The organism is Bradyrhizobium sp. Kon37 (assembly GCF_055807535.1).
Genome location: NZ_JBVVOY010000042.1, coordinates 1 through 24,191 on the forward strand (window position 1 = coordinate 1; position 24,191 = coordinate 24,191).

Genomic DNA, 24,191 nt, shown 5'->3' on the forward strand with positions numbered 1-24,191 from the left:
GGCGCCTTGCTGTCGCTCCCGGGCTGGAAGTCGATCGTGTTCAGCTTGGCGTCGGTCGTGTTCAGGATTTGCTGCCAACTCTTGTATTCGGTCATTTTTGGCAATTTGAATGCGATCTCTTCGGGGGCTGCGTTGAGTACGATAAAGATCGCAGCGCTGCCCGGTTCCATCGGACCCATCACATAGGAGAGAAACCGCCCTTCCGGGAATTTCCAGTCGCTTTCCGTCATTTCGTCGCCGGCCGGCGTCAGCCAGAGTGCGCCGTAGGAGATGCCATCCTTGGGGCGGCCGTCGAGCCAGCGATGGCTGCGAAGCTGCGAGAACCGGCGACGGATATCGGCGAGCTCGGCGACGAAATCGACCATGTCGTCGCCGTCCTTGCCGAGATTGTCCCAGCCGACCCAGCCAACCTCGTTGTCCTGGCAATAGGCGTTGTTGTTGCCTGATTGCGAATTCCCGACCTCGTCGCCGGCGAGGATCAGCGGAATGCCCTGCGCCAGCATGAGGCAGGCCAGCACGTTCTTGCGAAGCTGCCGGCGCAAGCTGACGATTTGGGGATCGTCGGTCGGGCCCTCGACACCGCAATTGTTGCTGTGGTTGTCGTTGGAGCCATCGCGATTGTCCTCGCCATTGGCCTCGTTGTGCTTCTCGTTGTAGCTGAAGAGATCGGCGAGGGTGAAACCGTCATGCACGGTGATGTGGTTGACGCTGGCGCGCGGCCGCCGGCCATCGTGGTTGAACAGGTCGGAGGACGCCGTCATGCGGCTGGAGATGTCGCCGATCAGGCTGCCTTCGCCGCTCCAGTAGCGGCGCATGGCGCTGCGGTAGCGGTCGTTCCACTCCGACCATTGCGAGGGAAATGCGCCGACCTGGTAGCCGCCGAGGCCGAGGTCCCAGGGTTCGGCGACGAGCTTGACGCTCGCCAGCACCGGGTCCTGGCGGATCGCGGTCAGGAACGAGCTGCCGCGATCATAACCGTTCGGCCCGCGCGCCAGCGTGGTGGCGAGGTCGAAACGGAAGCCGTCGACGTGGCAGACCTCGACCCAGTAGCGCAGGGAATCCATCACCATCTGCAGCACGCGCGGATGGGTGAGGTTCACCGAGGAGCCGCAGCCGGTGAAGTCGTCGTAATAGCGCGGGTTCTCGCGGTTCAGCCAGTAATAGGAGGCGTTGTCGATGCCGCGGTAGCACAGCGTCGGGCCGAGGTGATTGCCCTCGGCGGTGTGGTTGTAGACGACGTCGAGCATCACCTCGATGCCGGCATCGTGCAGGCGTGCGACCGTGGTGCGGAAGGAATCGAGGGCGTTGTCCTGGGCGTAGCGCTGCTCGGGCGCGAAGAAGGACAAGGTGTTGTAGCCCCAGTAATTGGCGAGCTTCTTTTCCACCAGGATGCGGTCGTCGACGAAGCTGTGCACCGGCAGAAGCTCCACCGTGGTGACGCCGAGCTTCTTCAGGTGCTCGATCATCGCCGGCGAGGACAGGCCGCCATAGGTGCCGCGCAAATTCGGCGGCACGTCGTCGCGCTTCTGTGTCAGTCCCTTGACGTGGGCCTCGTAGATGATGGTGTCTTCCCAGGGAATGTTAGGCCGGATCTCGCGGCGGCCCCAGTTGAATGTCTCGTCGACGACGACGGCCTTGGGCATGCCGCGTGCGTTGTCGCGCCGGTCGAACGACAGGTCCTCGCGCGGGCTTCCGGTGCGATAGGCGAAATGCGCGTCGCTCCAGACCAGCCGCCCGGAAAGCCGCTTGGCATAGGGGTCGAGCAGCAGCTTGTTGGCGTTGAAGCGGTGGCCGTGCTCCGGCTCGTAGGGGCCATGCACGCGGTAGCCGTAGAGCTGGCCGGGCGAGACGTCGTTGAGATAGCCGTGCCAGACATCCTCGGTGCGTTCCGGCAGCTCGACGCGCTCGAGCTCGCGGCGGCCTTGCATGTCGAACAGGCACAGCTCGACCTTCTGCGCGTTGGCGGAGAACAGCGCGAAATTGGTGCCGCGTCCGTCCCAGCTTGCGCCGAGGCGTGCGGGCGATCCAGCAGTCAGGCGCATCGTTCAGCTTTCCGGAACGAGGAAGATCGCGGCGAGCGGCGGAATGGTGAGGCGGAGCTCGCCATTGACGGCGTGAACTTCGCCGATGTTGCCGACATTGCTGCCGCCGTAATGGGCGGAGTCGGAGTTGAAGACTTCCTTCCATTTGCCACTGAGGGGCGCGCGAACGCGGTAGTTGCGATAGACGTGGGGTGAGAAGTTGACGATCACCATGCACCGGGCGTGCTCGTCAAATCCCTTGCGCAGCCATGCGAAGACGTTGCGGTTGGCGTCGTCGGTGATCAGCCATTCGAAACCGGCCTGCTCGCAGTCCATCTGGTGCAGGGCGGGCACCGCGCGATAGAGCCGGTTGAGATCGCGGATCAGCGCCTGGATGCCTGAATGGGGCTTGTATTCGAGCAAGTGCCAGTCGAGCGACTGGTCGTGATTCCATTCGCGGCTTTGCGCGATCTCGGCGCCCATGAACAGCAGCTTCTTGCCGGGATGGCCGAACATGAAGCTGTAATAGGCGCGCAAATTCGCGAAGCGCTGCCACTCGTCGCCGGGCATGCGCCCCAGGATCGAGCGCTTGCCGTGCACGACCTCGTCATGCGACAGCGGCAGGACGAAGTTCTCCGAGAAGGCGTAGTGCAGGCCGAACAGGATGTCGCCGTGATGATGCTTGCGGTGGATCGGATCCTTGCTGATGTAGTTCAGCGTATCGTGCATCCAGCCCATGTTCCACTTGTAGCCGAAACCGAGCCCGCCGAATTCGACCGGACGCGAGACCTGGGGCCAGGCGGTGGACTCTTCGGCGGCCGTGGTCGCCTGCGGGAAGCGCGCGAACAGCTCGGTGTTGAAGCGGCGCAGGAACGCGATCGCCTCGATGTTCTCCCGGCCGCCGTGCTGGTTCGGAATCCACGCGCCGGGTGGACGGCTGTAGTCGAGGTAGAGCATGGACGCGACCGCATCGACGCGCAGTCCGTCGATCGCGTAGCGCTCGAGCCAGAACAGGGCGTTCGAGACCAGGAAGTTCGTCACTTCGGTGCGGCCGTAATTGTAGATCAACGTGCCCCAATCGAGATGCCGGCCCTGGAGCGGATTAGCGTGCTCGTACAGCGCTGTGCCGTCGAAGCTGCCGAGCCCGTGCGGATCGTCCGGGAAGTGGCCGGGCACCCAGTCGAGCAGCACGCCCACGCCCTCGCGGTGGCAGGCGTCGACCAGCGCGGCGAAATCCTCCGGCGTGCCGAAGCGGCTGGTCGGCGCATACAGCCCAGTCGGCTGATAGCCCCATGAGCCGTCGAAAGGATGCTCGCTGACGGGAAGGAATTCGAGATGGGTGAAGCCCATGTCGCGGGCGTAGGCAGGCAGCTGCTCGGCCAGCTCGCGATAGGTCAGCCATTCATCGCCGTTCTTGCGCCGCCACGAGCCGAGATGGACCTCGTAGATCGACATCGGCGCGGACAACGCGTTGATGCCGTCGGGCGCCGGTCGCGGCCGCGGCAGATGCGCCTCGTCGAACACGATGGAAGCGGTCTTCGGCCGCACCTCGCTTGCAAAGGCCATCGGGTCGGACTTCAGCGGAAGCAGATGGCCATGCGGTCCGATGATTTCGAACTTGTAGTGGTCGCCGGCCTTGGCGTGCGGGATGAACAATTCCCAATAGCCCGCGCCCCGCACCCGCATCGGATGGCGCCGCCCGTCCCAGAAGTTGAAGTCGCCGACCACGGAGACACGTCGCGCGTTGGGCGCCAGCACCACGAAGCCGATGCCATCGATGCCCTCGAGCCGCATCGGATGCGCGCCGAGCTTGTCGTAAAGGCGCTGGTGAGTGCCTTCGCCGAGCAGATAGAGGTCGAAATCGGTCAGGATCGGCGGAAAGCGATAGGTGTCCTCGAATTCGATGACGTTGTCGCCGAACTTCGCGCGGAGCTGGTAGTGCTTCGCGCCGTTCGGAAGAGCGCCGATGAACAGGCCGGAATCATGGACGCGATCGAGCTTCGCCACCTCGCCGTGCTCGCCCACCGCCTCGACGTTGGAGGCATCAGGAAGAAACGCGCGCACCACGCTCTTGTCGCCCTCGGGATGCAGCCCGAGATAGTGGAAGGGATCGGAGTGGCGACCCTCGATGATCGCATAGGCCTCGGCAGGGAGTTTAGGCATGGGCTTCGCTCTCGATACTGGACAGAATGCGAAGCAGTCCGGACAGCGGCGCATGGAGCCCCTCAGGCCGGTTGGACAGCTCGTACTCTACTTCCTCGAACGCTTGATCAAGCAGGAAAAACCTTAACAGGCCTGCCGCGGATTGCGGATCTTCCGGCCACAGCCGCCGATCGGTCATGGCTTCGCGGTAGGCGGTGAGGAACGTCGCGGTGGTGCGCTCGCGCCATTCGTCGAGGGCAGCCGTAAGCCGGCCCTGTTCGTCGGAAGCACCGGTGAGCGCGCGGTGAAGCGCCGCGTTAACCGAAAGATCAATCGAGCGGATCAGGCCGGCAACGTCGCGCGCCGCAGGCAGCTTGCGCCGCTTGTCGGCCAGCGGCAAACGCGGATCACCGTCGAAGTCGATGATGAAGATATCGTCCTTCACGATCAGAGTTTGCCCGAGGCGAAAGTCGCCATGATGACGGATGTTCAACCCACCGATCTCGGAAGGTAATAGCGCGTTCAGCCGGCCGGACAGGGATGCGCGCTCCGCGGCGAGCTGATTGATCAGCGGTCGATCCACCTCCCGCAGGCCGTCGCTGCTGGCGGCCAGCCGCTCGAAAACCCGCTCGGCCCGTGTCTTGAGCTCCGATGACCAGCGCTTGATTTGTGCGGAGCCAATCGGCTCCGGCGCGAGATCGCCTGGCTTTGCAGCGGCCAGAGCCACATGCAGCTCCGCGAGCCGTCGGCCGATCTGCGTAATGAAGTGCAGATAGGGCGCTTGCTCCTGGGTCTCGCGGGGCATCTCGCCCGGTGGCAGCACCCGTTGCTCGTCGATATAGCGGTCGAGATAGCCCGCGGTGACGCCCCAGCCGTCGCCCTGGTTCTCGACATAGGCGTGCAGCACGCCGACTGCGCTGCGACGGTCGTCTTCGACCAGCTCGACGCTGCCGAGCAGTGCCGGCGTATTGGCAAAGCGGGCGACTTCCGTCAGGTAGGAGCCGATCTCGATCTCGGGATTGATACCGGCTTCGAGCTGGCGATAGATCTTGGCGACATACTGGTTGTCGACCAGCGCGATGCTGTTCGTCTGCTCGATCGCGCGGATGCGTTCGGGCTCCTTGATGGTGTACTCGGCAAACCGGCTGGTCGCCTTGAACTCCAGCCTAAGATTGTTCTCCTCCACCACGAGGTCCTGCGACAGATTGCGTAGGAACAAGCCGATAAAGATTTGGTCGGTTGCCACATCCAGCAGCGTGCCTTCGCGGGCACCCTGGCGCACGGCGGCCAGCGCCTTCGGGTTGAAGCGTTCGCGGTCAAAGCGCACCCACTCGATCTGCATCGGCAGCACGTAGCGCGTGGTGGCGTCGCCCTGCGCCGCCTCGAAGAGCGCGATCCAGGGCCTGTTGTCGCCGATGTCGCAGAACGGCACCGCCGAGGTCAGCGTCGGCTTGATGTGCTTGGGATTGTGCTCTGGATACCAGCGCGTGCGCGACAGGAATCCCGGTAGCACGTCGTGCTCGAACACGCCGCGCTCGCGTGCCAGAGAGACCCAGGTCGAGTTTACCGGTACCACCAGCGTTTCGAACTCCGGCACCGCACGCGGCGTCACCGGCTCGGACTTGTCGCGCTCGGTGAGCTGGAACCAGTAGAAGCCATAGGGCCCAAGCGTGACCATGTAGGGCAGTTCGCCGATCGCCGGAAAGCGCATGCGGCCGAGCATCTCCTGCGGGATGCGGTCCTTCCAGGGCGACAGATCGAGCTCGGTCGCCTGTGCGGCGCGCGAGAGATTGGCAACGCAGAGGATCACTTCGTCGCGATACTGTCGGACATAGGCGAGCACGGCGCGGTTGGTCGGGCGGATGAAGGTCATGGTGCCGCGGCCGAAGGCAAGCGTCGACTTGCGCACCGAGATCAGCCGCTTGGTGGCGTTGAGCTGCGACGACAGGCTGCGTGACTGCGCCTCCACGTTCACCGACTCGTAGCCATAGACGGGGTCCATGATCGGGGGCGCGTAAAGGCGGGCCGGATCGGCGCGTGAGAAGCCGCCATTGCGGTCCGGGCTCCACTGCATCGGCGTGCGCACGCCGTTGCGGTCGCCGAGATAGATGTTGTCGCCCATCCCGATCTCGTCGCCGTAATAGATGATCGGCGTTCCCGGGAAGGACAGCAGCAGCGAGTTCATCAGCTCGATCTTGCGTCGGTCGTTGTCCATCAGCGGCGCAAGGCGCCGGCGGATGCCGACATTAATGCGGGCCCGCGGATCATTGGCGTAGGTCGACCACAGATAATCGCGCTCGACATCGGTGACCATTTCCAGCGTCAGCTCGTCATGGTTGCGCAGGAAAAGGGCCCACTGGCAGCTTGCGGGAATGTCTGGCGTCTGGCGCAGGATGTCGGTGATGGGGAAGCGGTCCTCCTGCGCGATCGCCATGTAGATGCGCGGCATCAGCGGGAAGTGGTAGGCCATGTGGCACTCGTCGCCGCGGCCGAAATATTCCTGCACGTCCTCCGGCCATTGATTGGCCTCGGCCAGCAGCAGCTTGCCCTTGGAGTAGGAATCCAGCTCGTGGCGCAGCCGCTTGATGATGGCATGCGTCTCGGGGAGGTTCTCGTTCGAGGTACCTTCGCGCTCGCAGAGATAGGGAATGGCGTCCAGACGGAAGCCGTCGACACCGGCGTCGAGCCAGCGCTTCATCACCTGGATCAGGGCGCTGACGACGCGCGGATTGTCGAAATTGAGATCCGGCTGGTGCGAGAAGAAGCGATGCCAGTAGAACGCGCCGGCCTCGTGATCCCAGGTCCAGTTCGACTTCTCGGTGTCGGTGAAGATAATGCGGGTGCCCTGGTATTTCTGGTCGGTGTCGCTCCAGACATACCAGTTGCGGGCGCTCGAGCCCGGAGGGCTGCGGCGCGCGCGCTTGAACCAATTGTGCTGGTCCGAGGTGTGGTTGACGACGAGCTCGGTGATGACGCGAAGCCCGCGCTTCTGCGCTTCCTGGATGAAGCGCTTGAAATCCTTCATCGTCCCGAAATCGGGATTGACCGCGCCGTAGTCGGCGATGTCGTAGCCGTCGTCGCGGCCGGGCGAGGGATAGAACGGCAGCAGCCACAGCGCGGTGACGCCGAGCTCCTGGAGATAAGGCAGCTTCTCTGTCAGCCCTGCGAAATCGCCGATGCCGTCCTGATTGCTATCGGCAAACGCCTTGACGTGGAGCTGATAGATGATGGCGTCCTTGTACCAGAGCTCATCCACGATCTCGGCAGCCTCGGCTTTCTTGGTGTCGACTGAAGACAATACGTTCATGGCGTGCGCCCTTACGCCAGGCAGCGGAACAGCAGCGCCGGATCGCGCTCGGGATCGATACGCAATTTGATCCCGCCCCATTCGATGCGGGCCTGTTCGCCGGTGAGGAGGTTTTCGAGTGCCGACACATGGTGTCGCTGCCCGCCGGCGTCAACCATGACGTCGCCGAGCGGCAACCAGAATTCGCGCACGTGGCGCGAGAGCGCAACCACGGCCACGACGACATTGGCCGGGTCGGTCGCTTCCTTGACGAAGGCGATCGTCTCGCCGTCTTCGATGCCGATGAAGCGCAGGTTCGCCGTCTGCTGAAGCGCAGCATTCTCGTTGCGGATGCGATTGAGCTCCGCGATATAGGTCTTGATATGGCCGGGCTTGTTCCAGTCGCGCTGCTTGATCTGGTATTTCTCGGAGTCGAGATATTCCTCGCGGCCGGGGATTGCGTCGTGCTCCAGCAACTCGAAGCCGCTATAGACGCCGTAATTACCGGACAGCGCCGCGGCTAGCGCGACGCGCGATTTGAACGCCCAGGTCTCGCCGCCCTGGAGATGATAGGGCAGCAGGTCGGGCGTGTTCACGAACAGGTTCGGCCGATAGAAATCACGTTCGGGATAGCGCGTCAGCTCGCCGAGATATTGCTCCAGCTCCCACTTCGCCGTGCGCCAGGGGAAATAACTGAAGGATTGTGCAAAGCCGAGCTTGGCGAGACCCTTCATCAGCTTCGGGCGCGCAAACGTCTTGGAGAACAGGATCACCTCGGGATGCCGGCGGCGGATGTCACGGATCAGCCACTCCCAGAAGGCGAGCGGCGCCGTGTCGTGATTGTCGATGGCGAAGATGGTGACGCCGTGGTCGATCCAGAACAGCATGGCGTCGCGAAACGCGTTCCACAGTCCAGCCCGGTCGACGGACGTAAAATCGGGGATCACGATATCGGAATAGGGCCCGTCGGCCGTCCGCACCGAGCGATCCGGGCGCCATTTGAACCATTCCGGATGCTGCGTCAGCCACGGGTGGTCCGGCGAGCATTGCACGGCGAAGTCGAGCGCGAGCTCGAGGCCGTATTCCAGGCAGGTCGCGACCAGCGCGCGAAAGTCCTCGATCGTGCCGAGTTCGGGGTGCAGCGCGTCGTGCCCGCCCTCGATGGCGCCGATCGCATAAGGCGAGCCGGGATCGCCGTCGCCCGCCACCGGCGTGTTGTTGCGGCCCTTGCGACGGGTACGGCCAATCGGATGGATCGGCGTGAAGTACAGCACGTCAAAGCCCATCGCGGCGATGTCGGGCACGCGCGCGATGCAGTCGCGGAGCGTGCCATGCTGTCCCGGCACCACGCTCTGGCTGCGCGGCATCATCTGATACCAGGCGCCGAAGCGTGCCTTGTCGCGGTCGACGAACAGCGGGAATAGCGCCGAGCGCGTGAGATCAGGCCGCGACTGGCTCTCGGCCATGGCTGCGCCGAGCTCGGTTGCCAGCAGCGGGGCAACGTCGCCGGTCTGAAGATAGTCCTCGCATTGCCTGACAATGACGGCGGCGGCGTCCTGCTGCGCGCCATGCGCCTTGGTCAGGAGGCCGGCGCCCTCGATCGCATCGAGCGTGACGTCGGCACCCGAGCGTTGCTTGCGCGCGACCGCGTGCGACCAGGTGGCGAATTCGTCGGTCCAGGCTTCGATCGCATAGACATATTTGCCGGGCGCGACGGGTGTGAACGCGCCGGACCAGCGGTCATTGCCGTGATGGATCATCGGCTCGCTCTGCCATTCGCGGTCCTGCTCCTGTCGCCAGATCAGCGCTGCGCCGACCACGGCGTCGCCGTCCCGGTAGATGTCGGCCCAGACCTCGACCGGTTCGCGCGCGATCCGCTTCACGGGGAAGCGCCCGCCGTCGATCAGGGGATAGACGTCCTCGATGAGGAAAGTGCTGCCCGCTGCGGCACTCTCGACAGTTTGAATTGTCTTGTTCACGGTGATGCCATTGACAAGAAAGCAGGAGCCCGTTTCCCTTGCCGGGAACCTACGCTTGATACCACTATAGAAAGCCGCTTGTGTGTCATTGGTTCCGTTGGGAACGGCAGGTGCGGTTTGCGAGTTAACCCTGACTAACCTCTTCCGCGACCTCGTTAAAATCAATTCCCCCGGCCAGAGAATGGCTTGCAAGCTGCGTGCCGAATGGATCTTTTAGCTCAAGCCCGGATCAAGGGCGTTCAATCTGAATTCGTCGATGCCCTCGGAAAGCTGCGGGTCACCGATCCCGTGGCCCTCAAATCCATCCTCGACGCCCTGCCGGAGAAGCGGGTTTATCGCTTCGTCAGCGGGCCCGTGGTGGTCCGCGCCTTGGGACAGCCGCGCACCGAATTGGTGACGATCGGTGCGCCGCCGCTCAAATGGACGATGACCGGCAACGGCAATTTGATCGCGCAAGGTGAGACGCGCGAGCCCGTGATTGCCTGGCCGGCGGGCCTGCCGCTCGGCTATCACCGCCTGACGCTGACCGATGCCGAAGGTGTGACGGAAGAGGTGCCGATGATCGTGGCGCCGGAGCGGGCCTTCGGCGGGGATTTCGACCGCGGCTGGCTGCTTGCCGTCCAGCTCTACAGCGTTCGCTCCGAGCGCAATTGGGGCATCGGCGATTTCACCGACCTCGCCGGTCTCGTCCGCCTCGCCAAGCAGTTGGGGGCCGACGGCGTCGGGCTCAATCCCCTGCATGTGTTGTTCGACGACCATCCGGCCGATTGCAGCCCCTATTCGCCGAACAGCCGGCTGTTTCTCAATCCGCTCTATATCGACGTCGAGGCGATCCCGGAATTTTCGCCCGACCTCGTCCCCGACGCGGCCGCGACCGCAGCGCGGCTCCGCCAAGGTGATCGTGTGCCCTATTCGGACATGGCGGCCTTGAAATGGCTGGCCTTGCGTGCCGCCTTCGACAGCTTCGTGAAAACCGCGAGCGGCGTCCGCCGCAACCAGTTCGACGCCTTCCGCGCGGCTCGCGCGCCGCTGTTGTCCCGCTTTGCCTGCTTCGAGGTGCTCCGTCATCGCTTCGCGGCGCCGTGGTGGGAATGGCCCATGGAATGGCAGCAGCCGGACGAGGCGAAATGCGCCGAGCTGCGCAGCGGGCCCGACAAGCACGAGGTCGAGTTCGTCGAATTCGTGCAATGGACGGCCGATAGTCAATTGCATGCCGCCAAGGAGCTGGCCGGCCAGCTCGGCATGCGGGTCGGGCTTTATCTCGACGTTGCTGTCGGCGTGCAGTCGAACGGCTTCGATGCCTGGAACGAGCAGGGGGCGATCTCCCGTCATCTCGCGGTCGGCGCGCCGCCGGACGTGCTCAACACCATCGGCCAGGATTGGGGTCTTGCCGGCTTCAATGCCGGTGGCCTGGAGGCGCAATCTTTCGTGCCGTTCGCCGACATGCTCGCGGCTTCGATGCGCCATTCAGGGGCCATCCGTCTCGATCACGTGCTGGGCTTGAAGCGGCTGTATCTGGTGCCGCGCGGCTTCAAACCCGACAACGGCGCCTATGTGCAGATGCCGTTCGAGGCGCTGCTCGCGACCGTGGCGCGCGAGAGCGCGGCCCATAAGTGCATCGTGATCGGCGAAGACCTCGGCACGGTGCCGGAAGGATTTCGCGAGACCATGCAGGATTTCGGCATCTGGTCCTACCTCGTCATGATGTTCGAGCGCGACGATGCCGGTCACTTCCGGCCCGTCGATCACTACCGGCCCAACGCGCTGGTGACGCTGAACACACATGATTTGTCGACCTATGCCGGCTGGCGCTCCTTCAGCGATCTCAGGATGAAGCGCTCGCTCGGGCTCGATCCCGGCGAGAACGATCAGGCCCGCTGGGATGCGCTCGGCCTGCTCGACGAGATCCTGCGTGCCAACGGCATCCGCGCCAATGATGTCTATTCGGTGCTCGCCTTCCTGTCGCGCACGCCGTCGCGGCTGCTTGCGGTGTCACTGGAGGATCTGCTCGGCGTGATCGACCAGCCCAACATTCCCGGCACGATCGACGAGCATCCGAACTGGCGCCAGCGCCTGCCTGTGACGCTCGACAAGATCGCCTCGAAGGTCGATCTCGCGGCCTTGAAGGCCGCGACACGGGAACGCTCGTTGCCCGGCGGGCGTTGATCGCCGGGGCTTCGAGGCTGCCGTTTTCAAGGCTCGTACGACATTGTCTCAGAGGATTGAGGACTACGCCCTGATCGGCGACTGCGAGACTGCGGCGCTGGTCGGCCGCAACGGCTCGATCGATTGGCTGTGCTGGCCGGCGTTCGATTCCGATGCCTGCTTTGCCGCGCTCCTCGGCACGCACAAGAACGGCCGCTGGCTGATCGCGCCGAACGAGGGCGTCACCGCGACGTCGCGCCGCTATCTCGGCGACACCCTCATCCTCGAAACGCGCTTTGAGACCAAGAGCGGCACCGTCGCGCTGATCGACTTCATGCCGCCGCGCGGCAAGGCCTCCGACATCGTGCGGCTGGTCCGCGGTGTCAGCGGCACGGTGAAGATGCGGATGGAGCTCGTCATCCGCTTCGGCTTCGGCGTCGACATCCCGTGGGTGCGGCGGATCGACCATTCCCTGCTGGCGGTCGCCGGCCAGGACATGACCGTGCTGCGGACCCCGGCGAAGACCCGCGGCGAGGACCTGACCACGGTTTCCGATTTCGAGGTGAAGGCCGGCGAGACCGTGCCGTTCGTGCTGACCTACGGCCCCTCCCATCTCGAGCCGCCCCCGCCGATCGACCCGGAGCTCGCGCTTCAGGAGACGGAAAAATTCTGGCAGGACTGGTGCAGCCACTGTAATCGCGATGGCGACTATCGCGACCTGATCGTGCGCTCGCTGATCACACTCAAGGCGCTGACCTTCGGTCCGACCGGCGGCATCGTCGCGGCGCCGACCACTTCGTTGCCGGAGAAGCTCGGCGGCGCCAGGAATTGGGACTACCGCTTCTGCTGGCTGCGCGATGCCACCTTCACGCTGCTGGCGCTGATGAACTCGGGCTACACCGAGGAAGCTTCGGCCTGGCACAATTGGCTGTTGCGTGCGGCGGCAGGCTCACCGTCGAACATGCAGATCATGTACGGCATCTGGGGGCAGCGGCGGCTGCTGGAATGGGAAGCCGGTTGGCTCGATGGCTACGAAGGCGCGCAGCCGGTGCGCGTCGGCAATGCCGCGCATGCGCAGCTCCAGCTCGACGTCTACGGCGAACTGATCGACGCCTTCCACCAATCGCGGATGGCCAAGCTCAAGCTCGACGACGAGAGTTGGGCGCTGGAATGCGCCGTGCTGAAGCATCTCGCCGAAGTCTGGGACCAGCCCGATCACGGCATCTGGGAGCGGCGCGGAAAGCCGAAGCACTATGTCTTCTCCAAGGTGATGACCTGGGTCGCCTTCGACCGCGGCATCAAGAGCGCCGAGACCTTCGGCTTCAAGGCGCCGCTGCTGCACTGGCGCACCTTGCGCGAGGCCATTCATCGCGACGTCTGCAACAGGGGCTTCGACGCGGAGGAGAATGCCTTCGTCGAGTCCTATGGCTCGAAACTGCTCGATGCCAGCGTGCTGCTGCTGCCGGCCGTCGGCTTCCTGGAAGCGTCGGATCCGCGCATTCGCGGCACCATAGCGGCGATGGAAAAGCACATGATGCCTGACGGCTTTGTGCTGCGGCACGATCCGCGCGAAGTGTCCGAGGAGAAGCAGCCGATCGAGGGCGCCTTCCTCGCCTGCACTCTGTGGCTGGCCGATGCCCATGTGCTGTCGGGCGATCTCGACAAGGCTCAGATCCTGTTCGATCGCGTGGTCGGTATCGCCAATGACGTCGGGCTGCTGGCCGAGGAATATGATTCAGGCGCCAAGCGTCAGACCGGCAATTTCCCGCAGGCGCTGACTCATATCGCGCTGGTCAACACCGCACATAATCTGTCGGCGGCAAGGCATGGCAGCGAGAAGCCCGCGATGCAGCGGTCGAAGTAGTGACCTAGGCGACCCCGTTCCGCTTCAAAATCATCTCCATTGCCTCCGCAAAGCCGTCCTGCTCGTTGCTCGCGGTGACGTGGGTCGCCTGCTCCTTGACGTTGTCGGCCGCATTGCCCATCGCGATCGAGGTGCCGCTGACGCGGAACATCGCGAGGTCGTTCTGCATGTCGCCGATGGTGGCGACTGCGTCCGTTGAGATGCCGAGGCGCTTGGCCATGGCTTGCACGAATGTGCCCTTGTCGAAGCCGGGCGGGGTGATGTCGAGATAATAGGTTTGCGAACGCACTGCCATCGCCTCGCTGCCGAGCGCCTTCTGCATCGCCTTCTCGCAACGCTCGAGGCCCGCCGCATCGGCGCTGGCGCCGACGATCTTGCAGGCGCTGGCGAGATACGGCGAGAAATCCGTGACGGTGGTGGGATCGGAGCGGATGGTGTGCTGCTCGTGAGCGACGTATTGGCCATCAGGCTTGTCGATCAGCCATTTGTCGGTGGTGAACAGCGAGATGTCGGCGCCGAAGTCGCGGAGAATTTGCAAGCTTCGCTCGGCCGCGCCGGCCGGGATCAAATGCTGCTCGACCGGATTCATCTCGGGATCGACGATCGAGGAGCCGTTGAACGGGCCGACCGGCAGCCAGAGCGCCAGCGGTCCGATCAGGAAGCGCATGCCGATCGCGGGGCGGCTCGACGTAATCGTGAAGCCGATGCCGGCTTGGTGCAGACGCTGCACCGCGGACCTCGCGCGGTCGGTCAACGTCTTGTCCTTGGTCAGCAGCGTACCGTCGACGTCGGAGACGACGAGCGAGATTTTTGTCATGACGGTCCCTTGGATGTTTTCTTGGGTGTTTGGCCTCAGCGTTTCGCGCCGCCCAGTTTCAGCTGCCGCACCGCGCCGTCCACGATCGCTTCCACGGATTCGTCGATCGAGACGGTGATCACGTGCTCGCCAGCCTCCGGCGGCTCCAGCGTGTTGAACTGGCTCGTCAGCAGGCCGGGCGGCATGAAGTGCCCCTTGCGTTGCGCGAGGCGGGCGGCGATCAGCTCCTTCGTGCCCCTGAGGAAGACGAAGCGGACGTCGTCACGTCCGCGCAGCAGCACGTCCCGATAAGTATGCTTCAGCGCCGAGCAGGCGATGATCACGTGCTCGCCCTTGTCACAGACCCGCGCGATCTCGTCGGCGATGGCGTTGAGCCAGGGCCAGCGGTCCTCGTCGGTGAGGGGATGGCCGGCCCGCATCTTCTCGACATTGCTGGCGGGATGAAAGCTGTCGCCGTCCTCGAAGCGCCAGCCGAGGCGCTCGCCGAGCGCTTTTGCAACCGTGCTCTTGCCCGAGCCCGACACGCCCATCACGATCAATGCACAAGGTGCTTCAACGCCCGTCACGAATTCCCCCTGGAAGCGCGGCCTGGTCGACCAGCCAGACGGTCTCGCCATTCGAGCGCGCGCGTACAGCCGGCAGAGTCTCGCCATTGAGCAGGCGCGTCAAGATCGGCTGCTTGTCGTGCCCCGCTATCTCGAACAGCATTTCGCGGCAGGACGCCAGCGCGGGCAGGGTGAGCGAGACCCGTGGCACGAAGGGGGCAACATTGGCCTTGAGGACGCCGACCACCCAGCGTTTCGTCTCCTCGATCGCGGGGTAACCCGGGAAGAGCGACGCCGTGTGGCCGTCGGGACCTGCGCCCATCAAGACTATGTCGAACAGCGGCCGCGCCGGATCCAGGCTTTCCGCGCCATAGAAAGCCTGCAGCTCGCGCGCATAGGCCTCGGCGCTCTGATCGGGGGTGTCAGCCGTCGTCGGGATCGGGTGAACATGGCCGGAGGGCGCGTTGCGATCGAGAAAGGTCGCGCGGGCAACCGCCATGTTGTTGAGGGGGTCGCTTTCGGGCACGAAGCGCTCGTCACCGATGAACCAGTGCACGCGCTCCCACGGGATTTTTTCGCGCCAGGCCTCGCTGCCCAGCAGCTGGTAGAGCTTCTTCGGGCTGGAGCCGCCGGTCAGGCAGATCGCGATGCGCCCGGGATTGTCGGCGATTCGCGCCATCACCCGCTCGGCCGCGGCCCGCGCGAGAGCCTCGGCGTCGGCCGCGACGATGAGCTTCGGCTGTCCGGCCGCCGTCACGAAAACTTGCGCCAGCTTCGGCCGTCGCGGCGGAGCAATTCATCGGCGCAGGCGGGGCCGTCGCTGCCGGCTTGATAGGTCTCGATGCCGTTGCCGCCCGCGTTCTTCCAGGCGTCCAGGAACGGCTGCACCGCCTCCCATCCGGCTTCGATGCCGTCGGCGCGCTGGAATAGGATGTTGTCGCCGATCATGCAGTCGTAGATCAGCGTCTCGTAGCCGGTCGAGGGATCGGCCCGGAAATAGTCGCCATAGCGGAACTTCATCTCGACGCCGTCGATGGTGACGCTCGGCCCCGGGATCTTGGCGTTGAACTGGAGCTCGATGGTCTCGGTCGGCGCGATGCCGATCGTGAGGAAGTTCTGGGAGAGGCGATCGACAGCGGTGCCTGAGAACATCGACAACGGTGCCTGCTTGAACTTGATCGCGACCTCGGTGCGCTTGTGGCCGAGCGCCTTGCCGGTTCGCAAATAGAACGGCACGCCTGCCCAGCGCCAATTGTCGATCATCAGTTTCAGCGCGACATAGGTCTCGGTGGTGCTGTCGGGTTTGACGTCCTCGGTCTTGCGATAGTCCGGGATCTCATCGTCGCCGATGCGCCCCGACAGATATTGGGCGCGCACCGAGCTCTTCAGCGCTTCCTCTTCGCTCGGGCGCTGAATCGAGGTCAGAATCTCGGCCTTCTCGGAGCGCACCGAATGGGCGTCGAACCGCGCCGGCGGCTCCATCGCGACCAGCGACATCAGCTGAAATAGATGGTTCGGCACCATGTCGCGCAGCGCGCCGGTGGCGTCGTAAAAGCCGCCGCGATGGCCGACGCCGAGCTTTTCCTCCACCGTGATCTGGATGTGGTCGATATGGTTGCGATTCCAGATCGGCTCGAACATGCCGTTGGCAAAGCGCAGCACCAGGATGTTCTGCACCGTCTCCTTGCCGAGATAGTGATCGATCCGATAGATCTGGTGCTCGTCCATGATCTTCAGCAGCTCGCCATTCAGCGCGCGCGCCGAGGCGAGGTCGGTGCCGAACGGCTTTTCGATCACCAGCCGCCGCCAGGCGCCGTTCTCCTTCATCATGCCGGTGCGGCCGAGCTCGCGCGCGGTCGGCGCGAACGCAGCCGGCGGGGTCGCGAGGTAGAACAGCCGGTTGCCGCCGGTGTCCTGCGCGCATTCCAGGGAATCCAGATGCTCGCGCAGGCGATCAAAGGATGGCGGATCCTTTGCGTCGGCTTCGACGAAGGTCACGCATTCCAGCAGCTTCCTGGCAATGTCGTCGTCCACCGGACGGGTCGCGAACTGGCGCAAGCCCTTCAACAGGCTGTCGCGCAGCTCGTCGTCCGACTGGCTCCGGCGGGCGACGCCGACCACGCAAAACTTTTCCGGTAACAGATGCTCGGCCGCAAGATTGTAGAGCGATGGCATCACCAGCCGATGGGTGAGGTCGCCGGTGACACCAAAGATGACGAAGGCGCAATTTTCCGGCTTGCGCTTGGCTTGCGGGTCTTTTGTCACGAACTATTGGCCTTCGCTTGTTACGTTTTACTTCCGAGCTATTTGGGCTTCGAAGCAGCCGGCTGCTTCGGCTCCTTGTGGCCGCCGAAGCCGGCTCGCATCGCTGAGAGAATTTTCTCCGCGAAGGTGTGTTCCTTGCGGGAACGGAAACGTGCGAACAGCGCCGCGGTCAGGACTTCGGCCGGCACGGCCTCGTCGATTGCGGCGTTCACGGTCCAGCGTCCTTCGCCGGAATCCTCGACGAAACCGGAATATTCCGTCAACGCCGGGCTGTCGGCGAGCGCCGTCGAAGTGAGATCGAGCAGCCAGGACGGAATCACGGAGCCGCGGCGCCACACTTCGGCAATATCGGCGAGATCGAAATCGTAACGATGATCCGCCGGCAAGGCCTCGATGTTGGCGTTCTTGAGAATATCAAAACCTTCGGCGTAGGCCTGCATCAGGCCGTATTCGATGCCGTTGTGGATCATCTTGACGAAATGCCCGGCGCCGACGGGGCCGGCATGGATGTAGCCCTGCTCGATGCGGGGATCGCGGCCCTCACGTCCCTCCGTGCGCGGAATGTCGCCGGCGCCGGGCGCGAGCGCGGCGAAGATCGGATCGAGCCGATCGACCACCTGTTTCTCGCCGCCGATCATCATGCAATAGCCGCGGTCGAGGCCCCAGACGCCGCCGGAGGTGCCGACGTCGACATAGTGGATGCCGCGCTTCTTCAGCGCCTTGCCGCGGCGGACGTCGTCCTGCCAGAACGTGTTGCCACCGTCGATGATGACGTCGCCTTCCTGCATCACGCCCGCGATCGTGTCGATCGTGGTCTCGGTGATGTGGCCGGCCGGCAGCATCACCCAAGCCGTGCGCGGCCGCTCCAGTTTCGCAATGAACTCTTCGAGCGTCGCCGAGCCGACAGCGCCGTCTGCGGCAAGGCCCGCGACGGCCTTGGCATCCTTGTCGTACACCACCGTCGAATGTCCGTGGCGCATCAGGCGGCGAACGATGTTGCCGCCCATCCGGCCGAGGCCGATCATGCCGAGTTGCATTTGAGGAATTCCCCTTAGTTCAGTGCGTCATTGAGCGCCGCATTGAGCGCCGCGAGACCCTTCTTGAGCCCACCCTTCAGGTGGACCCGCAGCGCGCGCCGGCCGCGCTCGGTAAGCACGTCGAAGTCGCCGCGCGCCTGCGCGGCCTTGATGACGCCGAAGCTGGCCTTCTGGCCCGGCACCGGCAAGTCCCTGGCATCGTCGGCGGTGATCTGGAGGAACACGCCGCTGTCGGGCCCGCCCTTGTAGGCCTGCCCGGTTGAGTGCAGGAAACGCGGTCCGAACTCGGCGCAGGTTGCGACATGTCGCTTCTCGCGCACTTCGAGCCGCATGGTCTGGAGTGCGTCGATCGTCGCCTTGTCGCGGGCGATGTAGCCGAGCAGGGCGACATAATCGCCATGTTTGGAGCGCGACAGATGCGCCTTCAGCCATGAGGTGAGGTCGCCGTTGGCGCCGGCGGCGCGCAGGGCCACGGCATTGGTCTCGTCGGTGTAGAGATCGGCCTCGGTGGTGCTGACCACCGGCCGTTCGGCCGGCAGCGCGCCGGTCTTTTCGAACGAGGCGGTGAGCTCCCGGGTCTTGATCTTGGCCGCTTCCACGTCCGGCTGGTCGAACGGGTTGATGCCGAGGATGCTGCCCGCCACCGCCGTTGCCATCTCGAAGCGGAAGAACTCCTGGCCGAGATGGTCGATCGACTTCATCACGATGCGCACGACGGGATGGCCGGCCGCTTCGATCGCAGCAAGCTGCGAGTCATGGGCGGCATCCGCCTCACCCTCGATACGGATGTCGATGAAGAGCCGGTCATTGCCATAGACCGCGGGCTCGCCCAGCGGCTCGCCGTCGATCGGGATCAGGCCCTTGCCATCCTTGCCGGTCGATTCCGCGATGAGCTGCTCGGCCCAGGCGCCGAAATCGGCGATCTTCTTCGACGACAGGATCGTCACCTTGTCGCGGCCTTCGAGCGCTGCATGGCCCATGGCAAGGCCGAGCTGCACGCCGGGGTTCTCACTTGGCGGCACGTCCGGTCCGCAGGAGCGGGCCATCGCAAGCGCGTGCTTGATGAAGGTCTTGATATCGATGCCCGCGGTTGCCGCCGGCACCAGCCCGAACGGCGAGAGCACCGAGTAGCGTCCGCCGATGGAGGGCTCGCCGTGGAAGATGCGCGCGTAGTTCAGCGTCTTCGCCGCCTTCTCCAGCGACGACCCGGGATCGGTGACCGCAATGAAGCGATGGCCGGTCTTGACCTTCGGCCCGACCGCCTGCGCGACGCGCTCGTGGAAATAATCCTTCATCGCATTCGGTTCGGTGGTGCCGCCGGACTTGCTGGAGACGATGAACACGGTGTTGGCGATGTCGATCCTGGCCTCCATTGCCCGCACCTGTGCCGGATCGGTGGAATCCAGCACGTGCAGCTTCGGGAACCCGGGCTTCTTGCCGAAGGTCTCGGCCAGCACCTCCGGCCCGAGGCTTGATCCGCCCATGCCGAGCACGACGGCGTCGGAGAATTTCTGGCCTTTCACGCGGCTGGCATAATCCTCATAGTCGGCCACGTCGGCCTTGGCGGCGCTGTCGAGCCAGCCGAGCCATTTATCCTCGTCGGTGTCGGTCCAGACCGATTTGTCGCGCTGCCACAGCCGGCGGATCTTGGCGGATGCGCGCCATTCCTCGGTGCTCTTGGCAACGGCCTTGCCGAGACCGTCGCCTAGCGAGAGAAGCTGGCGGTCGATCGCGGGCCCAAGCACGGTGGCGCGCTTGTGGGCGACCGCGCCATAGAGCTTGTCGGCGGCGTCGGCGAACTGCTTGACGCCGTCCTTGACGAGCTCCTCGGTGATGGCGTCGAGGGAGACGCCGGAGCGCTCCAGTTCGTCCAGAACGCGCCTGGCCTCGTCGACATTCTCTTCCAGGCTGTCGCGCGGCGTGCCGTGGTCGCGGAACGCATCCAGTGTCGCCGGCGGCACGGTGTTGATGGTGTCGGGACCAATCAATTCCTCGACATAGAGGACGTCGCTGTAATCCTTGTTCTTGGTGCCGGTTGAGGCCCACAGCATGCGCTGCGGCTTGGCGCCCTTGGCCGCGAGCTTGTCCCAGCGGGGACCTGAGAAAAGGCGCTTGTAATCCTGGTAGGCGACCTTCGCATTGGCGATCGCGACCTTGCCCTTCAGCGCGGCGAGCCGTTCCTTCTCGCTCGGGTCGTTGGCGCGGGCGATCTTCTCGTCGAGCTGCTTGTCGACCACCGAGTCGATGCGGCTGACGAAAAAGCTCGCCACGCTCGCTACGTGCGAGGGGTCGCCGCCACCTGCGACGTATGTCTCCAGACCGGCGAGATAGGCCTCGGCAACCTGCAGATAGACGTCCCTGGAGAACAGCAGCGTGATGTTGATGCTGATGCCGTCGCCGATCAGGGTCTCGATCGCCGGCAGGCCCTCCGGCGTCGCCGGCACCTTCACCATCAGATTCTTGCGGTTGACGTCCTTCCAGAGCCGCCGCGCCTCGGTGACCGTTTCACCGGTGTCCATCGCCAGATAGGGCGAGACTTCCAGGCTGACATAGCCGTCGCCGCCCTTCAGGCGGTCGTAGACCGGGCGCAGCACGTCGGCGGCGTTCTGGATGTCCTCGACCGCGACGGCCTCGAACAGGTCGGCGACCGACCGATCGCCGCGCTTCAACGCCTTGCCGATCGGCGCGTCGTATTCGTCCGAGCTGCCGATCGCTTTCTCGAAGATCGAGGGGTTGGAGGTGACGCCCTTGACGCCGTCGGTGTCGATCAGCCGCTTCAGGTCGCCCTTGGCGATGAAGCCGCGGGCCAGGAAGTCCAGCCAGACGGCTTGTCCGTGCTTTTCCAGTTCTTTGACGGGATTCATGATGCTAATTTATCTCCAAGCCTGCGGGCGAGGGGTTTCCGCGCCGGTCCTGACGCGCTATCCTCTAGCTTACATGCATCCTTGAGGGAACCAATCAAGGGTATGGGCGTCATATCCTCCAGTGTAACTCCGTCGCGGTCATGGCGATCCGCGTAGAGGGAGCCGAGTTGCGTAAAAGGTCGTTGGCCGTGAGAAATCGGCCTGGTCTCGTTGCGTAACGTCAGCTGCCTCGGCTCGTCGCTAGTGGCTGCGCGGAGTACTCATCAGCGGATTCCGGTCCGCCTGATGCGTCGTGGCTCGGTCGCGAATGGCCATGCTGGGGGAAAGCATGCAAGCACATCATGACCGTCTGGCGCTCGCTGTCACAGACAGTCCCCAATCGGCCCCGTCGACCGGAAGCGTCGATGCGTCCCACGATCTCGAAATCGGTCCATGTACGACCCAAACCCGGCTGCTGGTCGTAGCGGGCTTCGCCACGACGCTGCTCAGCGCGACACTCGCCTTGGGCTGGTGGGATGCTTTTGGCGATTACGACACGACGGTCGGCTCTGCTGGCGTGGTGGTGTTCGCCCTGATGACCGGTCGGCTGATCTGGATGCTCCCCGCCGAACGGGGATCGGTGGTGATCGTCACCCCCTATGGCATCCGCGATCTCCGCATCGGCAATGAATTTCTGCTGTGGGACTCGATCGCGGAGATTTCGGCTGAAGAACGCCGCGGGCGCAAGGTGATCGTGCTGACGCCGACGCCGGCCTTGCAGCGGCAGCTCTGCACCATCCGCGGCTTGGCCTGTTGTGCGCAGGACGATCGGCAGAACGACCGTATCGTCATCCAGTCGGAGGGCCTGGCGACCGATTTTGATACACTGCTGCGCGCTTGCCGCGACTGTCACGCCGCCGGCGGTCCACGCACCGCATTGCAGCAGGAAGATGAACGCGGCACCCAAGGCTTCGCCGTACAAGCGTCATAAGATCGCCGTTCGCAGATCGCTATGATGGGGCGCCGGATGAACGCATCCCCGGTAACGCCCGGATGTTGCGAGCGAGTGACATTTTCTGGAAATGAGCCAATATAGACAAAGATTCGCTCAAATATCAGGCAGGTGCCTGTTCGTAACTCGCCCTGTGCCTACGTTGTGCGTTGCGCCGAGAAGGCGCCCGGGTGTCGAATGATCGTCATGTGCTCACGCTGATTCGAGAGTGGCGCTAAGGAACGGTCCGGTCGCTGCTTTCGTTCAATTGTGTAGCGGAACTCACGCGGAGAGGGATCATGTACAACGATTCTCTATTCAACGCTTTCGCTAAGTCGTTCGAGGCGAGAAGCCAACACGACATGTCGATGGCGGAATATCTGGAATCGTGTCGAAGCGATCCCATGAAATACGCGAACGCGGCCGAACGACTGCTAGCAGCGATCGGTGAGCCCCAGACGATTGACACGGCCAAGGACCCACGCCTTGGCCGTATTTTTTTGAACCGCACGATCCGCACCTATCCGGCCTTCGCCGGCTTCTACGGCATGGAAGAAACCATCGAGCGCATCGTCGGTTTCTTCCGTCACGCGGCGCAGGGCCTCGAAGAGCGCAAGCAGATCCTGTATCTGCTCGGTCCGGTCGGCGGCGGCAAGTCCTCGCTCGCCGAGCGGCTCAAGTCGCTGATGGAAGTGCACCCGATCTACGTGCTCAAGGCCGGCGACGAGCTCTCGCCCGTGTTCGAAAGCCCGCTCAGCCTGTTCGATCCGGATCAGCTCGGCCCGATGCTGGAAGAGAAATACGGCATTCCGCGCCGCCGTCTCACCGGCCTGATGAGCCCGTGGTGCTACAAGCGGCTGGAAGCCTTTGGCGGCGACATTTCCCAGTTTCGGGTCGCAAAGATCCAGCCGTCGCGGCTGCGCCAGATCGGCATCGCCAAGACCGAGCCGGGTGACGAGAACAACCAGGACATCTCCTCGCTGGTCGGCAAGGTCGACATCCGCAAGCTCGAAACCTACGCGCAGAACGATCCCGACGCCTACAGCTATTCCGGCGGCCTCAACCGCGCCAACCAGGGCGTGCTCGAGTTCGTCGAGATGTTCAAGGCGCCGATCAAGATGCTGCACCCGCTGCTCACCGCGACGCAGGAAGGCAACTACATCGGCACCGAGAACATCGGCGCGATTCCGTTCACCGGCGTCATCCTCGCGCACTCCAACGAAGCCGAGTGGTCGAGCTTCAAGGCCAACAAGAACAACGAGGCCTTCATCGACCGCATCTGCGTGATCAAGGTGCCGTATTGCCTGCGGATCACGGAGGAGCAGAAGATCTACGAGAAGCTGATCCAAGGCTCCGAGCTCGCGGCCGCGCCTTGCGCGCCCGCGACGCTGGAGACGCTGGCGCGGTTCTCGGTGATGTCGCGCCTGCGCAAGCACGAAAATTCCACGACCTACGCCAAGATGAGGGTCTACGACGGCGAGAGCCTGAAGGAGACCGATCCGAAGGCGCGCAGCGTCCAGGAATATCGCGATGCCGCCGGCGTCGACGAGGGCATGGACGGTGTCTCCACCCGCTTTGCCTTCAAGATCCTGGCTGCGACCTTCAACCACGATCCGCAGGAAGTCGCCGCCGACGCCGTGCATCTGATGTACGCGCTGGAGCAATCGATCAAGCGCGAGCAGCTGCCCGAGGAAGTCGAGAAGCGCTACCTCGAATTCATCAAGGCGGACCTTGCACCGCGTTATGCCGAGTTCATCGGAAACGAGATCCAGAAGGCTTATCTCGAATCCTACTCGGATTACGGCCAGAACCTGTTCGACCGCTATGTCGACTACGCCGATGCCTGGATCGAGGACCAGGATTTCAAGGACGCCGACACCGGCCAGCTGCTGGATCGCGAACTCTTGAACCAGGAGCTGACCAAGATCGAGAAGCCGGCGGGCATCGCCAACCCGAAGGATTTCCGCAACGAGGTGGTCAAATTCTCGTTACGGTCGCGCGCCCAGAACGGTGGCAAGAATCCGACCTGGATCTCCTACGAGAAGATTCGCGATGTGATCGAAAAGCGGATATTCTCCCAGGTCGAGGACCTGCTTCCGGTCATCTCCTTCGGGTCGAAGAAGGACGGCGAGACGGAGAAGAAGCACGGCGAGTTCGTCGCACGCATGGTGGAGCGCGGCTACACCGAGCGTCAGGTTCGCCGGCTCGTCGAATGGTACATGCGCGTGAAGCAGGCCGGTTGAGGCGGATGGAAAA

At 64.0% G+C, this 24,191-nt stretch carries 14 protein-coding genes; 4 read left to right on the top strand and 10 right to left on the bottom strand.

The genetic code is table 11. The annotated features are described in order from the left end of the window. From glgX to AC0L3J_RS35850, 4 genes are all read right to left on the bottom strand, one after another. Window positions 1-2,042: glycogen debranching protein GlgX (gene glgX, locus AC0L3J_RS35835; RefSeq protein WP_473350219.1), on the bottom strand; the 2,042-nt coding region annotated here is incomplete at its 3' end. Window positions 2,043-2,045: 3 nt separating this feature from the next. Beyond that, on the bottom strand, window positions 2,046-4,184 hold the full coding sequence (gene glgB, locus AC0L3J_RS35840; protein ID WP_473350220.1) for a 1,4-alpha-glucan branching protein GlgB: 2,139 nt from the start codon (window positions 4,182-4,184) through the stop codon (window positions 2,046-2,048). Beyond that, the gene (gene treS / locus AC0L3J_RS35845; protein WP_473350221.1) at window positions 4,177-7,470 is read right to left on the bottom strand and encodes a maltose alpha-D-glucosyltransferase; all 3,294 of its coding nucleotides are present in this window, start codon (window positions 7,468-7,470) and stop codon (window positions 4,177-4,179) included. Before treS ends, glgB begins: the two co-directional genes overlap by 8 nt. Window positions 7,471-7,481: 11 nt before the next feature. Beyond that, a complete protein-coding gene (locus AC0L3J_RS35850; protein WP_473350222.1) occupies window positions 7,482-9,428 on the bottom strand; it encodes a maltotransferase domain-containing protein in 1,947 nt (648 codons plus the stop codon). 204 nt (window positions 9,429-9,632) lie between these two features. Between AC0L3J_RS35850 and malQ the strand changes: the two genes are divergently transcribed. Next, window positions 9,633-11,594: a 4-alpha-glucanotransferase gene (malQ, locus tag AC0L3J_RS35855; protein ID WP_473350223.1), complete on the top strand. Its 1,962-nt coding sequence runs from the start codon at window positions 9,633-9,635 to the stop codon at window positions 11,592-11,594. 43 nt (window positions 11,595-11,637) lie between these two features. Further along, window positions 11,638-13,437, top strand: a complete 1,800-nt coding sequence (locus AC0L3J_RS35860; RefSeq protein WP_473350224.1) for a glycoside hydrolase family 15 protein — start codon at window positions 11,638-11,640, stop codon at window positions 13,435-13,437. 4 nt (window positions 13,438-13,441) lie between these two features. Here the strand turns inward: AC0L3J_RS35860 and AC0L3J_RS35865 are convergent, their stop codons facing one another. Genes AC0L3J_RS35865 through AC0L3J_RS35890 form a run of 6 tightly spaced genes read right to left on the bottom strand, consistent with a single transcriptional unit; the run spans window position 13,442 to window position 20,965 of the window. Next, window positions 13,442-14,254, bottom strand: coding sequence for an HAD family hydrolase (locus AC0L3J_RS35865; RefSeq protein ID WP_473350225.1), 813 nt, complete (start codon window positions 14,252-14,254; stop codon window positions 13,442-13,444). Between the two features lie 35 nt (window positions 14,255-14,289). Continuing rightward, window positions 14,290-14,820, bottom strand: coding sequence for a gluconokinase (locus AC0L3J_RS35870; protein ID WP_007595717.1), 531 nt, complete (start codon window positions 14,818-14,820; stop codon window positions 14,290-14,292). Next, window positions 14,807-15,556, bottom strand: coding sequence for a 6-phosphogluconolactonase (gene pgl / locus AC0L3J_RS35875; RefSeq protein ID WP_473350226.1), 750 nt, complete (start codon window positions 15,554-15,556; stop codon window positions 14,807-14,809). The genes AC0L3J_RS35870 and pgl overlap by 14 nt, the downstream gene beginning before the upstream one ends. After that, window positions 15,553-17,064, bottom strand: a complete 1,512-nt coding sequence (gene zwf / locus AC0L3J_RS35880) for a glucose-6-phosphate dehydrogenase (RefSeq protein WP_473350227.1) — start codon at window positions 17,062-17,064, stop codon at window positions 15,553-15,555. Before zwf ends, pgl begins: the two co-directional genes overlap by 4 nt. Window positions 17,065-17,102: 38 nt before the next feature. Continuing rightward, window positions 17,103-18,101, bottom strand: coding sequence for a phosphogluconate dehydrogenase (NAD(+)-dependent, decarboxylating) (gene gnd / locus AC0L3J_RS35885; RefSeq protein ID WP_473350228.1), 999 nt, complete (start codon window positions 18,099-18,101; stop codon window positions 17,103-17,105). Window positions 18,102-18,115: 14 nt separating this feature from the next. Further along, window positions 18,116-20,965, bottom strand: a complete 2,850-nt coding sequence (locus AC0L3J_RS35890; protein ID WP_473350229.1) for a bifunctional transaldolase/phosoglucose isomerase — start codon at window positions 20,963-20,965, stop codon at window positions 18,116-18,118. Between the two features lie 307 nt (window positions 20,966-21,272). Between AC0L3J_RS35890 and AC0L3J_RS35895 the strand changes: the two genes are divergently transcribed. Both AC0L3J_RS35895 and AC0L3J_RS35900 read left to right on the top strand, forming a co-directional pair. Then, on the top strand, window positions 21,273-21,935 hold the full coding sequence (locus tag AC0L3J_RS35895; protein ID WP_473350230.1) for a hypothetical protein: 663 nt from the start codon (window positions 21,273-21,275) through the stop codon (window positions 21,933-21,935). A 299-nt stretch (window positions 21,936-22,234) separates the two neighbouring features. Further along, window positions 22,235-24,178 (top strand): PrkA family serine protein kinase, encoded by a 1,944-nt coding sequence (locus tag AC0L3J_RS35900; RefSeq protein ID WP_007595704.1) that lies wholly within the window; start codon window positions 22,235-22,237, stop codon window positions 24,176-24,178. Window positions 24,179-24,191: the final 13 nt, after the last annotated feature.

Excerpts from the sequence above, each read along its gene's own strand:
- AC0L3J_RS35890 (WP_473350229.1), bottom strand. The coding sequence starts at position 20,965 with ATGAATCCCGTCAAAGAACTGGAAAAGCACGGACAAGCCGTCTGGCTG.
- AC0L3J_RS35895 (WP_473350230.1), top strand. The coding sequence starts at position 21,273 with ATGGCCATGCTGGGGGAAAGCATGCAAGCACATCATGACCGTCTGGCG.
- gnd (WP_473350228.1), bottom strand. The coding sequence starts at position 18,101 with ATGCAACTCGGCATGATCGGCCTCGGCCGGATGGGCGGCAACATCGTT.
- malQ (WP_473350223.1), top strand. The coding sequence starts at position 9,633 with ATGGATCTTTTAGCTCAAGCCCGGATCAAGGGCGTTCAATCTGAATTC.
- AC0L3J_RS35865 (WP_473350225.1), bottom strand. The coding sequence starts at position 14,254 with ATGACAAAAATCTCGCTCGTCGTCTCCGACGTCGACGGTACGCTGCTG.
- AC0L3J_RS35900 (WP_007595704.1), top strand. The coding sequence starts at position 22,235 with ATGTACAACGATTCTCTATTCAACGCTTTCGCTAAGTCGTTCGAGGCG.
- treS (WP_473350221.1), bottom strand. The coding sequence starts at position 7,470 with ATGAACGTATTGTCTTCAGTCGACACCAAGAAAGCCGAGGCTGCCGAG.
- glgB (WP_473350220.1), bottom strand. The coding sequence starts at position 4,184 with ATGCCTAAACTCCCTGCCGAGGCCTATGCGATCATCGAGGGTCGCCAC.